Source organism: Flintibacter sp., from assembly GCF_046973065.1.
On record NZ_JBKVXZ010000044.1, the window covers coordinates 13796 to 28821 of the forward strand.

The 15026-nt window shown below is 60.3% G+C and carries 15 protein-coding genes; 3 read left to right on the forward strand and 12 right to left on the reverse strand.

From position 1 onward, the window contains the following. Positions 1–202: 202 nt before the first annotated feature. Positions 203–2020, reverse strand: a complete 1818-nt coding sequence (ftsH, locus tag ACLTXB_RS13845) for an ATP-dependent zinc metalloprotease FtsH (RefSeq protein WP_235396480.1) — start codon at positions 2018–2020, stop codon at positions 203–205. Between the two features lie 267 nt (positions 2021–2287). Further along, positions 2288–2836 (reverse strand): QueT transporter family protein, encoded by a 549-nt coding sequence (locus tag ACLTXB_RS13850; RefSeq protein WP_428227414.1) that lies wholly within the window; start codon positions 2834–2836, stop codon positions 2288–2290. A gap of 409 nt (positions 2837–3245) precedes the next feature. Between ACLTXB_RS13850 and ACLTXB_RS13855 the strand changes: the two genes are divergently transcribed. After that, positions 3246–3866, forward strand: a complete 621-nt coding sequence (locus tag ACLTXB_RS13855) for an AAA family ATPase (protein WP_428227415.1) — start codon at positions 3246–3248, stop codon at positions 3864–3866. Positions 3867–3921: 55 nt separating this feature from the next. Here ACLTXB_RS13855 and ACLTXB_RS13860 read toward each other — a convergent pair whose 3' ends face one another. Beyond that, positions 3922–4614 (reverse strand): anaerobic ribonucleoside-triphosphate reductase activating protein, encoded by a 693-nt coding sequence (locus ACLTXB_RS13860; protein WP_428227416.1) that lies wholly within the window; start codon positions 4612–4614, stop codon positions 3922–3924. Positions 4615–4786: 172 nt separating this feature from the next. Between ACLTXB_RS13860 and lspA the strand changes: the two genes are divergently transcribed. Together lspA and ACLTXB_RS13870 are read left to right on the forward strand one after the other, a co-directional pair. Beyond that, positions 4787–5263 (forward strand): signal peptidase II, encoded by a 477-nt coding sequence (gene lspA / locus ACLTXB_RS13865; RefSeq protein WP_110442438.1) that lies wholly within the window; start codon positions 4787–4789, stop codon positions 5261–5263. Then, positions 5260–6171, forward strand: coding sequence for an RluA family pseudouridine synthase (locus ACLTXB_RS13870; RefSeq protein ID WP_428227417.1), 912 nt, complete (start codon positions 5260–5262; stop codon positions 6169–6171). Before lspA ends, ACLTXB_RS13870 begins: the two co-directional genes overlap by 4 nt. 45 nt (positions 6172–6216) lie before the next feature. On the opposite strand, the gene ACLTXB_RS13875 is transcribed toward ACLTXB_RS13870, so the two are convergent. From ACLTXB_RS13875 to ACLTXB_RS13915, 9 genes are all read right to left on the reverse strand, one after another. Next, positions 6217–6936 carry a DivIVA domain-containing protein gene (locus tag ACLTXB_RS13875; RefSeq protein WP_008982378.1) on the reverse strand — a complete coding sequence of 240 codons (720 nt, stop codon included), beginning with the start codon at positions 6934–6936 and terminating at the stop codon, positions 6217–6219. Between the two features lie 56 nt (positions 6937–6992). Further along, positions 6993–7466, reverse strand: coding sequence for a cell division protein SepF (locus ACLTXB_RS13880; RefSeq protein ID WP_428227418.1), 474 nt, complete (start codon positions 7464–7466; stop codon positions 6993–6995). 37 nt (positions 7467–7503) lie between these two features. Further along, entirely contained in the window at positions 7504–8211 is a 708-nt protein-coding gene (locus tag ACLTXB_RS13885) for a YggS family pyridoxal phosphate-dependent enzyme (RefSeq protein ID WP_428227419.1), read from the reverse strand. A 54-nt stretch (positions 8212–8265) separates the two neighbouring features. Further along, the gene (locus ACLTXB_RS13890; protein ID WP_428227420.1) at positions 8266–9534 is read right to left on the reverse strand and encodes an HlyD family efflux transporter periplasmic adaptor subunit; all 1269 of its coding nucleotides are present in this window, start codon (positions 9532–9534) and stop codon (positions 8266–8268) included. Between the two features lie 54 nt (positions 9535–9588). Further along, positions 9589–9819 (reverse strand): RNA chaperone Hfq, encoded by a 231-nt coding sequence (gene hfq, locus ACLTXB_RS13895; RefSeq protein ID WP_428227421.1) that lies wholly within the window; start codon positions 9817–9819, stop codon positions 9589–9591. A gap of 46 nt (positions 9820–9865) precedes the next feature. After that, entirely contained in the window at positions 9866–10810 is a 945-nt protein-coding gene (gene miaA / locus ACLTXB_RS13900) for a tRNA (adenosine(37)-N6)-dimethylallyltransferase MiaA (RefSeq protein ID WP_428227422.1), read from the reverse strand. A gap of 58 nt (positions 10811–10868) precedes the next feature. Beyond that, complete coding sequence (locus ACLTXB_RS13905; protein WP_302668496.1) at positions 10869–11549, reverse strand: hypothetical protein; 681 nt, start codon at positions 11547–11549, stop codon at positions 10869–10871. 743 nt (positions 11550–12292) lie between these two features. Then, complete coding sequence (mutL, locus tag ACLTXB_RS13910; RefSeq protein WP_428227423.1) at positions 12293–14317, reverse strand: DNA mismatch repair endonuclease MutL; 2025 nt, start codon at positions 14315–14317, stop codon at positions 12293–12295. A gap of 36 nt (positions 14318–14353) precedes the next feature. Then, positions 14354–14848 (reverse strand): phage holin family protein, encoded by a 495-nt coding sequence (locus ACLTXB_RS13915; RefSeq protein ID WP_428227424.1) that lies wholly within the window; start codon positions 14846–14848, stop codon positions 14354–14356. Between the last annotated feature and the right edge of the window lie 178 nt (positions 14849–15026).

Sequence of the window (15026 nt, forward strand, 5' to 3'; positions counted from 1 at the left end):
GAGGTCATAACCCATCTCCCTGGAGGGCGTCCCCCGTAAATGGGGGTCCGGGGGAAAGGTGACTATGAGCGCAAGCAAAGGCGCAGCGCTCATCGGAGCCGTCCCCCGGCGGCGTTTTGGTTACTTTGCCGCCGCGGGCAAAGTAACATCCTCTCCCCAAAACAAAAACTCCCCCAGGGACAAGCCCTGGGGGAAATCCATCTTACCGATTCAAAATGTCCATAAACTCCTGTCCGGTGATGGTCTCATGCTCATAGAGGTACCCGGCGATCTCATGGAGCTTACTCTCGTTTTCCTTCAGCAGCTCCATAGCCTTCTGGTACTGTTCATCCACCAGCTGGGTGACCTTCTTGTCGATACGGGCCTGGGTCTCGGGGGAGCAGGCCAGGGAGGCGTCGCCGCCCAGGTACTGGTTGCTCACCGTCTCAAAGGCCACAAAGCCGAACTCCTCGCTCATGCCGAAGCGGGAGATCATAGACCGGGCCAGCTTGGTGGCCTGTTCAATGTCGTTGGAGGCTCCGGTGGTGATGGAGTGGAACACCAATTCTTCCGCTGCCCGGCCGCCGGTGTAGGTGGCAATCTTGTTGAGCAGCTCGTCCTTGGACATAAGGAAGTGGTCGCCGTCGTCCACCTGGAGGGTATAACCCAGGGCGCCGGAGGTGCGGGGGATAATGGTGATCTTCTGCACCGGGGCGGAGTGGTTCTGCAGCGCAGCCACCAGGGCGTGGCCCACCTCGTGGTACGCCACGATCTTCTTCTCCTCGTCGGAGAGCACCCGGCTCTTCTTCTGGTAGCCCGCAATGACCACCTCCACGCTCTCCTGCAGGTCCTCCTGGGTGGCAAACTGCCGTCCCGACCGTACCGCCCGCAGGGCGGCCTCGTTGACGATATTGGCCAGCTCCGCGCCGGAGGCACCGGCAGCAGTCTTGGCGATGGGTTCAAAGTCCACGTCCTCCGCCAGACGGATCTTCCGGGCGTGGACCTTCAGGATCTCAATGCGGCCCTGGAGGTCGGGCAGCTCCACGGGAATACGCCGGTCAAAACGGCCGGGACGCAGCAGAGCGGGGTCCAGACTGTCGGGGCGGTTGGTAGCGGCCAGCACCACCACGCCCTTGGAGCCGTCAAAGCCGTCCATCTCGGTGAGCAGCTGGTTGAGTGTCTGCTCCCGCTCGTCGTTGCCGGCCAGCTGACCGTCACGCTTTTTGCCAATGGTATCGATCTCATCGATGAAGACGATACAGGGGGCCTTCTCGTTGGCCTGCTTAAAGAGGTCACGCACCTTGGCGGCGCCCCGGCCTACGAACATCTCCACAAATTCACTGCCTGCGATGGAGAAGAAGGGGACGTTGGCCTCACCGGCCACAGCCTTGGCCAGCAGGGTTTTGCCGGTGCCCGGAGGGCCTACTAGCAGCGCGCCCTTGGGCAGCTTGGCTCCGATGGCGGCGTACTTGGCCGGGTCGTGGAGAAAGTCCACGATTTCGCTGAGCAGCTCCTTGGCCTCGTCCTCACCGGCCACGTCGGCAAAGCGGATGCCGCTGGAGGAGGGGACATATACCTTGGCGCCTGAGCCGCCGCCCATACCAAACATCATGCCGTCCGCGCCGCCCATGCTCTTCTGCATCCGCTTGCGGATAAAGTAGCCAATGAGCAGGAAGGGCACCAGGGGCAGCACCCACCCCACCAGAATGGAGGTGAGCAGTCCGGGCTGGGTATCGATGCGGTTGATATCGCCGCCGTGCTCATAGACCCGCTGGACCATCTCGGTATCGCTGTCGATGGCGGTAGTCTTGTAGATCTTCTCCTGAGCCTTGTCGGTAAAGGTGATCTCATCCCCTTCGATCTGCACCAGACCGATGTTGTCCTCATAGGTCATGGACATGAAGGTGGAGTAGCTCACCTCCTGAACCTGTTTTTCCAGCACAGACGGGAAAAACGTCATGTTCAGCACCATTAAAATAAGCATACCAATGAGATAATAGAAAACTAGGGGGCGCTTGGAAGGTTTTTTCACTTCCTGCATAAAAGCTCCATCCTTTCTGATCTCCCCTTGGGGAAGAAACGTGATCTGTTATCACGAATTTACTTTATCTTAGTCCATTTCCCAGTAAAATCAAATTTTAAGTGTGAATAAATTATGTTTCTTTTATGAACAAAACGCAAGGGACAGATGTGGCTTTTGGGGCAAAGAAAGTGGGAGCGACGCAGAACGTCACTCCCACAAAAAATCTCCCTTACGGGCGCAGAAGGGAAACGAAGTTTCCCGCAAAGTTCTTTGCCAAGCTTTCTTTCAGGAAAGCTTGGGGGTCTTCTGCTCAAACCCCAGGCGCTCCAGGCGGTTCTGGGGGATCATAGCCCGGAAGAAGGACACCCGAGGCAGGGCGGCCAGCAGCACGCTGCCCAGGATATAGCAGGCCAGCAGCTCACCAAAGCCCACGGTAAAGGCGTTGAAGGCGTAGGCGGGCCAGAAGGCGGGACCAAAGCCTCCCACCTGGTACCAGGCGCACTCCGCGCCCACGATGACCGCGTTGCACAGAACCGGGGGCAGGGGAGCCAGATACCGGTTAGGCATGTGCCGGGTCAGAATGCAGGCAATCAGGGTAGCGGCGGTACCGAAGATCACGTCCAGGGAATAGGGGGAAAACAGGTTGGCAATAAAGCAGCCCACGACCAGTCCCGGCGCGGTGGCAGGGAACAGGAAGGGCAGCACGGTGAGGGCCTCGGACAGGCGCACCTGGATGCCGGTAAAGGCGGGGATAGGCAGGATCAGGGTGAGAACCGCATACACCGCCGCGATGATGGCGGCCAGAGACAGGTCTCGGGTGGTAAATTTGCGCATAAAAAAACCTCCATTTTATTATTTAGAGAACGGCGGGGCATTTTTGTTGCCCCCCGAACGAACCCGAAACAATACGATTTGCGCTTCGCATTGTCACGCTGCGGATTGGACACACGGCCGGGTCGATAACTTCGCCGACTTCGCCGCCAAACAGAAGTCGTCTACGCCTTCTTGGTTTGCCGGCATCCGCTCTGGCGTTATCTCCCCTGTGTGTCTATCCTCCGCGCTTCGGGCTTGGACGAGACAGATACAAACTCGTCGCTGGTATCTTATCACACCTCAGGCCCTTTGTCAACCCGCTTTTTCTCTTGACTGCCGCTGCAAAAACACATGCAAAATCAGTTTGGATGTTGTATAATATAGTCAAATCGTTGGCGGTCTCCCGCCCGGCGAAGGAGGTTAATCGGTTATGAAGAAAAGTATCATCACCGTCAGTCGGGAGTTTGGCAGCGGCGGACGCACCATCGGCAAGACGGTGGCCCAGCGCCTTGGCATCCCCTACTACGACAAGGAACTGGTCAAACAGGTGGCTCTGGAGAGCGGCTTTGACCCCAAGTACATTGAGGAGCAGGGGGAGTTTGCCCCCGGCAAGCCCCACTTTGCCTTCTCCTTTTTGGGCCGGGGCGTCCCCGGTGTCATGGGCGGCATGACCGCCGCCGACTTTTTGTGGACCATCCAGCACAACGTCATTCGGGACCTGGCAGACAAGGGTCCCTGTGTCATCGTGGGCCGTTGCGCCGACTACATTCTGAAGGACCGCACCGACTGTCTGCACACCTTTATCCACGCCAGCATGGACTTCCGTGCCCACCGCATCGTGCGGCTGTACGGCGAGTCGGAGGTGGCCCCGGAGAAGCGGCTGCAGGACAAGGACGCCCGCCGCCGCATCAACTACAAGCACTACACCGATCGGGAGTGGGGCATGTCTCAAAACTACCACGTGTGCCTGGACTCCAGCGTGCTGGGGATCGACAAGTGTGTGGACATCATTCTGGATCTGGCGGAAAACTGCCCGGACACCACAGAATAAGCCGAATTAAAAAACAGGCGGTGATTTTCCAATGAAAAATCACCGCCTGTTTTTCTTAATCCACGCCCCGCAGCTCCACGGAAGGCACCCAGGGCCGCACCAGCGCAGCAAATTCTTGCAGGTGATCCCGGTCCCAGGGGTGCAGCCCCTCCTGAATCACCGTGTCCCGGTCTACAAAAGACTGCAAAAAGTATCGCTTCGCCCCGGAAAGCCAGGGACCAATGGCGCGAAAACTGTCTTCGTCGTGCAGTTCCCGCACCACCGTGGTGCGAAACTCATAGTCCACCAGGCCCTCCAGCAAAAAGCCCACGCTCTCCCGGATGGGACCCACGTCCAGACCCGGCACGCCCACCGTCTCCGGGTAGCGCTCCGGGCTGTTTTTCACGTCCATAGCCACATAGTCCACCAGCTTGCGCTCCACCAGGTCCACCAGCGCCCGGGGGTGGCTGCCGTTGGTATCCAGCTTCACCGGGTAGCCCAGGGCCTTCACCGCCTCCAGCAGCTGGGGTAGGTCTGGCCGCAGCAGCGGCTCTCCGCCGGTGATGCACACCCCGTCCAGCAGACCCTGGCGCTTTTTCAAAAAGGCCAGCAGCTCCTCCTGGTTCATCTCCGCCGGGGCAGGGGAGAGGACCAGCTCCCCGTTGTGACAGAAGGGACATCGAAAGTCACACCCTCCCAGAAAAACCGTACAGGCCACCTTGCCGGGGTAGTCCAGCAGGGTCATTTTTTGCAGGCCCTGGATCTCCATGACCGTTCCCCTCCTTCGTTTTCTTGGTTTTTCTATTTTACCACCTGGCGCTGTATGGTGAAAGGTAAAAATCTACATCCTGTCTGGAAATTCCCCGTTGTACCCGGGCAGAGAACATGATAAAATAGAGTCCATCTTACTTGTATTATGTCGCCTTTCAAGGAGTTTTCTTATGCTGTACGCCCTGCTTGTGGCCGCTCTGGTGGCCCTGGACCAGCTGGTAAAATATCTGGTGGTTCAAAATATCCCCCTGGGGCATCACGTGCCCTTTCTGCCCTACATTCTGGACCTGACCTACGTGCAGAACACCGGCGCCGCTTTCTCTCTGTTCAACGAGCACACCTGGATTTTGACCCTGATCTCCCTGGTGATGTCGGTGGTTTTGGCGGTGGCTCTGGTGAAAAAGTTCTTCCGCCACCCCCTGGGCCGGGTGTGTCTGGCTTTGCTGCTGGCGGGAGCCGTGGGCAACCTCATCGACCGGGCGCTTCAGGGCTACGTGGTGGACATGTTCAATGTGTTGTTTATGAACTTTGCCGTCTTTAATGTGGCCGACATCTGCGTGGTGGTGGGCGGCATCGGAGCCGCCCTGTACTACCTGCTGCTGTGGGACAAGCTGGAGGGACCCAAGTCCCGGGAGAACAACCTGTGACCCCCCTTATTCTGACCGCCCAGGAGGGGGGCGAGCGGCTGGACGCCTTTGTGGCCAGCCAGGTGGAGGGCCTGACCCGCTCCGCCGCCCAGCGCTTGCTGGAACAGGGGGCGGTGACCAGCGGGGGAAAACCTCTGAAAAAGAACGCTAAGACCACCCCCGGCATGGTGGTGGAGGTGCTGCTCCCCGACCCTCAGCCGGTGGAGATCGTGCCTCAAAATATCCCTCTGAACGTGGTATACGAGGATGACGACGTGATCGTCGTGAATAAGCCGGTGGGGCTGGTGGTTCATCCCGCTCCCGGACACCCCGACGGCACCTTGGTCAACGCCCTGCTCTACCACTGCGGGGACTCCCTGTCGGGCATCAACGGGGAGCTGCGCCCGGGCATTGTCCACCGCATTGACCGGGACACCTCCGGCCTTATTATCGCGGCCAAAAACGACCGCGCCCATCTGGCTCTGGCCGCCCAGCTTCAGGACCACACCCTGGCCCGGGTGTACGAGGCGGTCGCGGTGGGCGGCTTCAAAGAGGACAGCGGCACGGTGAACGCCCCCATCGGCCGCCACCCGGTGGACCGGAAGAAGATGGCGGTGGACCCCAAGGGCCGCTCGGCGGTGACCCACTGGAAGGTGCTGGGGCGCTATCCCGGCTACACCCACCTGGAGTGCCGTCTGGAGACCGGCCGCACCCACCAGATCCGCGTCCACATGGCCTATCTGGGCCATCCCCTGCTGGGCGATACGGTGTATGGGTCAAAAAAGCCGGTGCCAGGCCTGGCAGGCCAGTGCCTCCACGCCCGGCGGCTGCGCTTTATCCACCCCACCACCGGACAGCCGGTGGAGCTGGAGTGCTCCCTGCCTGAATGGTTTATCAATTTGCCCGTTTTTCGTCAGAATCAGAACTAAAAACACCCCAGAACCTAAGGTTCCGGGGTGTTTTATGTATCAGATTTACTTGATCTCGTAGTCCCGGCCGAACTGCAGCTCCCCGAAGTCGATGCGGGTGGTCTGCTCCATGTCGTCGTGCTCAGGCTCCTTGCCCCCCTGGGCGGGGAACTCGGCGGTGTCGGACAGGTCCTGGCCCTGGCGTGCCTTCTCGTTCTCCTCCTTGGCCTCGGCCATGGCCTTGGCCACCAGACGCTGCACGCTGTCGTCAATGTCGGAGACCGCCTGGTCTACCGCATCGGTCTGGGCGGGCTGCTCCGCCTGAGGCTGCTGGGGCGTGATCTGGTCCAGCTGGTCCAGATAGGTCTGGGCCTGCTGATGCAGAGCCTTCACCTTCTGCACATAGGCGGCGGTCTCCTGCTTGGCGCAGGACAGACGATACTGCTCCGCCTCCACCTCCTTGCGGATGGACTCCACCTGCTGCTGGGCCTCAGCCTGGGCCTGCTGCAGCATCTGGTCCCGCTGGTCCTGGGCTTCCTTCACCAGCTCGTCCGCCATCCGCTGGGCGGTCATCAGCGCCTTTCGCATGGCTTCTTCCGTGGAACGGTACTCCTCCACCTTTTCCACCAGCACCTTCATTTTGCTTTTCAGCACCGCGTTTTCGCTGTAAAGGGCGCTGTAATCCTCGGTCAGTACGTCCAGGAACTCGTCCACCTGGGCCATATTGTATCCGCCAAAGGACGCCTTGGGAAAGGCGCGCTCAGAAACCTCCTGCGGAGTCAGCATAGTAATCCCCCCAAAATCTTATCTGTTGTGCCCGCAACCGGGCAGGGCAGGGCTATTTAGAAATACAGCCCGTTGTTCTCCAATTCGTCAATGAGATCGCCCAGGATATCCACATTGTAGGGCGTGATGATGTAAGTGCTGATAGCCACCTTCTTGATCTTGCCCTCGTTGGCGTAGGCCACGCCGGACAAAAAGTCCAGCAGACGGCGGGCGATCTCCTTGTTGGTGGACTCCAGGTTAAGCACCACCGTGCGCTTCTCCCGCAGGTGGTCGGCGATCTCACTGGCATTCTCAAAGCGCTCGGGCTTTACCAGCACCACCTGCAGCTGCGTGGCCGCCCGGATGTTGACCACCTTGTTGCTGCGGCGGGCTTCCAGCTCGTCGATGGGCGCATAGCTCTGCTCGCTGCGGGCGGGACGCTCCCGGCGCTCCACGGGACGGTGAGACGCATCAAAATCTTCGTCAAACTCGTCCTCTTCCTCATCCTCATAGGGGTGGGCCAGGCGCTTGAACTCGTCTAAAAATCCCATGGTAGTAACCCTCTTTTCTCTGGAATATATCTCTGCGTTATTGTTTTGCCATGGGGGGCCGAGGCCCAAACAGGGCCGTACCCACCCGCACCAGCGTGGCGCCCTGGGCAATGGCGTCCTCATAATCGCCGCTCATCCCCATGGACAGGCAATCCATATCATCTTGATTATGGGCTATTTTTTCCTTTATGTCAACATAAAGCTTCTTCATAATGGAAAAATAAGGAGTATTGTCTCCGGGCTTCTGGGCGATGGGCGGAATCGCCATCAGACCCCGCAGACGCACGTGCTCCAAGGACTGAGCCAGCTGGGCCAGCTCCCAGGCCTCATCGGGGGTACAGCCCCCTTTGCTCAGCTCCCCGGCAACATTTACCTCCAGCAGCACGTCCTGCACCAGACCCAGCCTGTCCGCCTGGCGGTCAATGGCCCGCAGCAGCCGCTCCGAGTCCACCGAGTGGATGAGGTCCACCTTGCCCACCACCTTGTTTACCTTGTTGGTCTGCAGGTGGCCGATGAAGTGTACCTGAGCGCCCTCATAGGCGTTGGCCTCCAGGTGGGCGGTGAGCTCCTGCACCCGGTTCTCGCCGCATACCGTGATTCCCGCGGCAATGGCTTCCCGGATGGTGTCGTCGGTCTGCACCTTGGTGGCAGCGCACAGGGTGATCTCCCCAGGATCCCGTCCGGCGGCCTTGGCAGCCGCCGTCATCTTTTCCCGTACTGCGTTCACATGCTCCTGAATGGACATCTTTGTTTCCTTCTTTCTTTTGTCCTTCCGCCCTTATGGGGCGGGCTGGTTCCATCAATACAGCAGCAGCTGTCCGTCGTACAGTCCTGTGGCCTGGCCGATGACCTCGTCCCCTGCCCGCAGAGCTTTTTTGTCCTCCCGCACCGACTGGACTACATAGAAATCGTCCCCCTCGGTGAGGATGGTCACAGGCTTGAACTCCGCCCGTCCGGCGGTGACCACATAGACCCCCAGGGTGTCGGTCTCAGTGGTCTCACCGGTCTCCTCGTCGGTGGAGGTGGTGGTGACCATGCGCAGAGCGCTCTTGGGCACCCGCAGACCAGTTCGGCTGTTGAAGATGAGCTCCGCCGTCTCCCGGCGCAGCAGAGTGGTCTGCTCCAGATAGCGGTCGCTGGAGAGAAGGACCACCGCCTGGCCCTGGCCGTCCTGGTTCACCTTCTCCACCTTCATGGAGATATCCTGGGTAAAATCTCCGGCAAAGCGGAGGGTGAGCGTTCCTTCCTGTTCCAGCCGCTCGCCCTCCTCCTGGGTGACCACGGCGGCAAAGTACCACTTGTCGGAGGAGATGAGCTTGCCCACGGCGGCACTGTCGCCGGCGGGGTTCTGATTCAGCAGGTCCTGCAGGGCCTGGGGGGTAAGGTTCCCGGCGCTCTCCGAATTGATGAGCCCCTCATACCCGTCCACCAGGGTGGAGAAGGTGCCCGACGTGGGCGCGGTGACCTGGGTAATGGCGGAGTAGCTTTGATTGCGCAGGGTCTGATACTGGGTCTCCAGCTCCTGAAGCCGGGTGGTGAGAGATTCGGCGCTCAGCTCGTCGCTGTAAGTGTACTCCCGACGCAGCACCTTGCCCTTGACCTCCAGCACCTGGTCCTCCAGGTCGCTGAAGTCCTGCTGGGCGCTGGCCGTCCGCAGCGACACCATGGCGTTTAAAATATCGTCGTTGAGCTTGGCCGCGGAGCTTACATCCTCTCCCTGGCCAAGGGCATATTGCAGCTGGGTGATCTCCAGGCGCAGGGCCTCCTGCTGCTCCTGGCTCTGGCGGGCCTGGTCGTCCCGGTAGATGAGAGCCACTGTCTGGTTGACGCCCACCTTTTCGCCCTCGCCCCGGGTCACATCCACAATGCCGCCGCTGCCGGAGAGAACCTGCTCATCCCGAATGATGAGGCCCTCGGTCTGGATGCTGTCGTTCAGGGTATAGCTGTACGTATAGGTGGTGGTAAAGGGGTCCTGGAAGGTTTTCCACAAGCTGATCAGAAAATACAGGACCAGCGCCCCGGCAAACAGGGCGATGACAAAGGTGATAAGGGGTCGTCCTTGTTTCATAGCGTTCTCTCTTTCTGCCCGCTGGCAGGGGGCTGGATCGATCTCCGGAGGGAATCAGCTCTCCGGAGAGGTAAGGGGAATGGGCCGCTCAGGTACAATGGTGGAAATAGCGTGTTTGTAAATCACCATCTGCTTGCCGTCGCTGCTCAAGACTACCGTAAAGGCATCAAACCCGGTGACATAGCCCCGCATCTGATAGCCATTCATCAAAAAAACCGTGATATTCCGGCGCTCCCGGCGGACCTGGGTGAGAAAGATCTCCTGAAGATTATTTGTTTTCTGCATATGTAGCACTCCTTTTTCTATGGCCGGAGTCCCGGCCTGAGTGCCCCTATGATATACCAAATTCTTCCATATATTCTGTCGAAGCCCGCCGCCCCTGCTCAAATTCCGGGGGATCGTCCCACCGCACCCAGCGGGTGTTGGGATTGCGGCCAAACCAGGTGAGCTGCCGCTTGGCATACTGGCGGGAGCGCAGCTTTACCACGTCGGCGGCCTCCTGCCAGGTCATCTCCCCAGACAGGGCCTGGGTAAACTCTTTGTAGCCGATGGCCTGCATAGCGGTGCATTTTGGGGAGATGCCGCTGGTGAGCAGCCGGCGCACCTCGTCCTCCAGGCCCGCCGCTACCATCTCGTCTACACGCTGGTCGATGCGCCGCCACATGGCCTGCCGGTCCTGGAAGGCCAGCCCGATGGTCAGGGCGTTATACCGGGGTGGAATGGCCTGAGTCTCCCGGTTGTGCTGGGTGATGGTCTTGCCGGTGGAGCGGTAGACCTCCAGGGCGCGGACAATGCGCTTGTGGTCGTTGGGGTGGAGGCGCTGTGCCGCCTCCGGGTCCACCTGGGCCAGGGCTTCCAGCATGGCCTGCCCGCCCTTTTCCGCCAGTTCCCGCTCCAGCTCACCCCGCAGGGCGCTGTCGGGGGAGAAGGGGGCAAAGGTGCGTCCGGACAGCAGGGAGTCGATGTACAGCCCTGTTCCACCGGCCACAATGGGCAGCTTGCCCCGCTCCAGCACGTCGTCCACACACCGGGCGGCCATCTCCACGTACCGGGCCACGGAGAAGTCCTCCTCCGGGTCGGCCACGTCGATCATGTGGTGGGGGATGCCCCCCATCTCCTCTTTGGTGGGCTTGGCGGTGCCGATGTCCATGGTGCGGTAGATCTGCATGGAGTCGGCGGAGATCACCTCGCCGTTGTGGCGCTGGGCCAGCTCCACCGCCATGCGGGTCTTGCCCGAGGCTGTGGGGCCGACGATCACTAAGATTTTAGGGGGCATGGGGGTTCACCTCTCTTGCGTGGGAGTTTACCTCTATTATACTCCCCCGGTCAATGGTCTATTTTGGCCCCTCATAGGTCTGGGGCATGGGCCAGGCGGTCACTGCGTTCCGGGCGGTCTCCAGCAGCTCCACCAGTGCGTCCAGCCGCTCAAACACGCCGGTCTCCTCATAAGCGCTCTTCCGCTTCCAGTCTTCCAGCATGACATCGTCCACATCAAAGCTGTCCATATCCGTCAGGACACAGACCATATGCTGGGTACTGTCAGGAAGCAGGGGCTCCACCCGAACCGAAGCCTTCTCCAACTTTTTCAAGCCCTGCCGCAGCTCGGCGCTCTGGAGCACCCACCGGGTAAACTGGGCGTTATCCGATTTTAGTCCCCGCTGAGCCGCCAGCTCCGGAGCTCCGAAATCCGGGGTGAGCTCTCCCTTGCCGCCCAGCATCTTATAGCCCTGCTCCAGCCCATCCAGTACGGTATTGAGCCCCCGGCGCACTGCGCCGCCGCCGGTGATTTTCAAGGTATAGGGGGCTTGGAGCTCCACCTGGCAGGTAACTGCCACTTTCCAGCTTACCCCGTAGCGGCCATAGTTGTCCAGCCAGGGCGAAATGTGGATTGGACCCTTGTCCCGGGGAAGCACCAGGGCGGCGTGGGCCGAGCTCTCCCACCCCTCTTTGGGCAGGCCGAAGTAGTCCCCACCCCGGGAGAGGTGGTAGTAGTATAGTGCGGCGTTCCAACTCATAACAGGGCTCCTTTCTTATGTTGTCAGGGGAGGAGGGTTCCGCCCTGCGGGGCGGGTTGCGTTATTTAGAGACGGATGTTACTTTCTGCTCGCACAGAAAGTAACCAAAGATGCGCTGGGGGCCGCTTCCGGTAAGCACCTTGCCTGCGGCGGTGCTCACAGTCATTGCCCCCAGACCCCTGGCTACGGGGGACGCCCTCCTGAGGATTTGGCATTTGCGTCCGGCGGCTCCGAACACAAGACCGTGCGTTTTTCTTGCCTCGGGGACACAGGCCCCTTCGTCGTCGCAAAGTCCGCTCTATTCCGGACGCCCAAGTGTGGGCATCCGTCATGCCGCTCCCTTGCGCCTCCTCTCCCCACCAAACCCGCTTCGCTGGGCTTTGGCAGGGACCCTGATTAAGTATCTGCGCTGTACGGACACCGCCTGGCTGGACATAACCGTGGCAGCTGGTCTGCCCGACCACCGCCGCACCAAACAGGTAGGTAGGTACCAGGCGGTGTACGTTAGAATACAAGGACCATCAAATTTGGATGGCAAAAGGGCCTAAGGCCCGAGAGTAGGACAGAAACAGAACTTGATTTTGCCCGCCGGGGATAACCAAAAGCCCAAAGGGACCCACCCTCGTAACAAGGGGTCCGGGGAAAAGGCGACTTGGAGCGCCTGCTCCGCGAAGGCGCTCCTCGGAGCCGTTCCCCGGCGATCTTTGGTTCTTTCCATCGCTGGAAAGAACATCGTCCCTACATTAGGCCCGCTTGAACTGCTTCTCCAGCTCTTTCCGTGTCAGCTCAATCGCCACCGGCCGCCCGTGAGGGCAGTATTTGACACTTCCATCCATCACTGCCTGAGCCACCCGCTCCAGTTCCTGAGGGCTGGTCTTCCAGCCCCCCTTAATGGCCGCCTTACAGGCCATGGTGTGCAGCAGCTCGTCCCGGGCAGCGGCGGGATCGGCGTGTCCGGTGGTAAGCAGCTTCTGGGCCAGCTGGGAGAGGGTATCGGGGATGTCCTCCACGTCCAGATAGTCCGGAGCCTCCCGCACCGCCAGGGCTCCGCCGCCGAAGTCATCCACCTGGAAGCCGAACTCCTCCAACAGGGGCAGATTGCTCAGCAGCACCGCCTGCTCCTCCGGAGCCAGACGGCAGATGGCGGGACTGAGTAGGGTCTGGGCCATGGCCTGGTACCCCTGGGCCTTCATGCGGTCAAAATTCATCCGCTCGTGGGCGGCGTGCTTGTCGATGAGCAGAATCTTGTCTCCCTGCTCCACAATAATATAGGTGTTCAGCACCTCTCCGGCCAAGCGCCAGGGCTCCACCTCAGGGACAGGCTCGACCTCTATCTCCGGCTCCGGCATGTGCACAGGTTTTTCCACCGGCTCGTCCTTGGGTTCCGGCGTGGCCACTGGCTCTGGGATGGGCTGGGGCTGAGGTTCGGAAGGGATAACTTGTGCGTGTTTCTCCAGCTTTTTGGAGTTTAATAAGGTTTCCTGCGGAATCTTATCCACTTTGTCCACAAAGTTTTCCACAGGGTGTACGGAGTTGTCCACTTTCTCCACCAAGTTTTCCACACCGCTTTCCACATAGGGGGCCTTTTTCGGGACAGAAGGCCGGGTCGCGGCGGCGGGAGGCGGCGTCCAGGTAGGACGGGGTTTGGGAGTAAAGCGGGGCGCGGCCACGTCAGCCACGGTGAGCTGGCGGTAGGTCTGGGCGGACAGTCCGGGCATGGTGGTCTGGCCAGGAGTCTGCTTGGGCCGGGCAGGGGAGAAGGTGGCCTGGGGATGGCTGCGGTCCCCCTCCAGGACGGAGAGGACGGCGTGGTACACGGCATTGAATACCTCCCGCTCGCTGCCGAATTTCACCTCGGTCTTGGCGGGGTGGACGTTTACGTCCACCTGGCTCAGCTTCACCTCCACATGGAGGACACAGGCGGGGAATTTTCCCACCATCTTCTGGTTCTGGTAGGCCTGCTCCAGAGCCGCCATGAGCAGGCGGGACTTTACCTGCCGCCCGTTGACAAAGAAGAACTGCCAGTTTCGGCTGGCCCGGCAGCAGGCGGGCTGGGAGACAAAACCGGTCACTTTGATCCCGTCACCGCCGCTCTTCACCTCCCGGAAGCCCAGGGCCAATTCCCGGCCCAGCACGGCGTACACCGCGCTCTGAAGGGCACCGTCTCCGGGGGTGAGCAGCTCCTGCTTGCCGTCCCGAATGAACTTGACGCTCACCTCTGGGTGGGACAGAGCCACCCGCTGGACCACCGCAAACACGGCGGCTCCCTCGGCGGAGTCCTTCTTCATAAATTTTAGCCGGGCGGGGGTGTTATAAAACAGGTCCCGGACCACCATGGTGGTGCCCAGGGGACAGCCTGCCTCCTCGATTTCGCCGGGCACGCCCCCCTCCAGGGAGAGGGAAGCCCCCAGGGGAGCATCCGCGGTGCGGGTCATTACCTCCACCCGGGACACCGCCGAGATGGCCGCCAGAGCCTCGCCCCGGAAACCCAGGGTGCCGATGGCCTCCAGGTCGTAGGCGGTGCGCAGCTTGCTGGTGGCGTGGCGAAGAAAGGCGGTTTTCAGCTCCCCGGCGGGGATGCCCTTGCCGTCGTCGGTCACCCGCAGAAAGGTGAGTCCGCCGTGGGAAATTTCCACCGTCACCTTGGAGGCCCCGGCGTCAATGGCGTTTTCCATCAGCTCCTTGGCCACGCTGGCGGGCCGCTCCACCACCTCGCCGGCGGCAATCAGGTCGGCTACGTGGGAGTCTAATACTTGAATGGTTGGCATAGGTACCTCCAAAACGATTTCGGAACAAAATTGGATTCAAAATACAAGAAAGGACAGGGTATCCGGGTCAATATAGGCGCGCCGGGGGTGTTTTGGGTCCACATAGATGACGGGGTACTGGACCGGGGCGGGCTGGTTCCACACCAAGGGGCTGGTCACGGTGTAGAGTTTGTCCTCCCACCGGTAGCTGCAGCGCACCACCCAGGGGGAGTTTTGCCCCGGAATGTTTGTAAAACTGCGGGTATTCCAGTTGATCCACACCCATTTTTCGATAGAACAGCCCACATGTTCCACTTTTACACCCCGCTCCAGCAGGCGGCGGCACAGATCCTTTCTCCGCCCGTACCAAACCAGACACAGTCCCGCGCCCACCAGCAGGACAAACCCCAGGGCAGAAAAGCTCCAACCTCCACCGCCCTGCACGGGCAGGTCCATCCAGATAAACAGGGCTCCTAGAAGGATAAAGGCCACGCCGATGCCGCCCAGCACCAAAGCCAGAAGTTGAGAAACATACTGAGACGGGGTTTTCATGGGGACCTCCTGTTCCTATGTAAAGTTTTTTCCTTTACGTATTGTTTTAGGGGGAATGGGTCCATTTTATGGGAAGGAAACGGATGTTACTTTCTGCTCGCACAGAAAGTAACCAAAGATGCGCTGGGGGTTGATTCCGGTGAGCGCCTTCGCGCAGCGGGCGCTCACAGTCATCTGC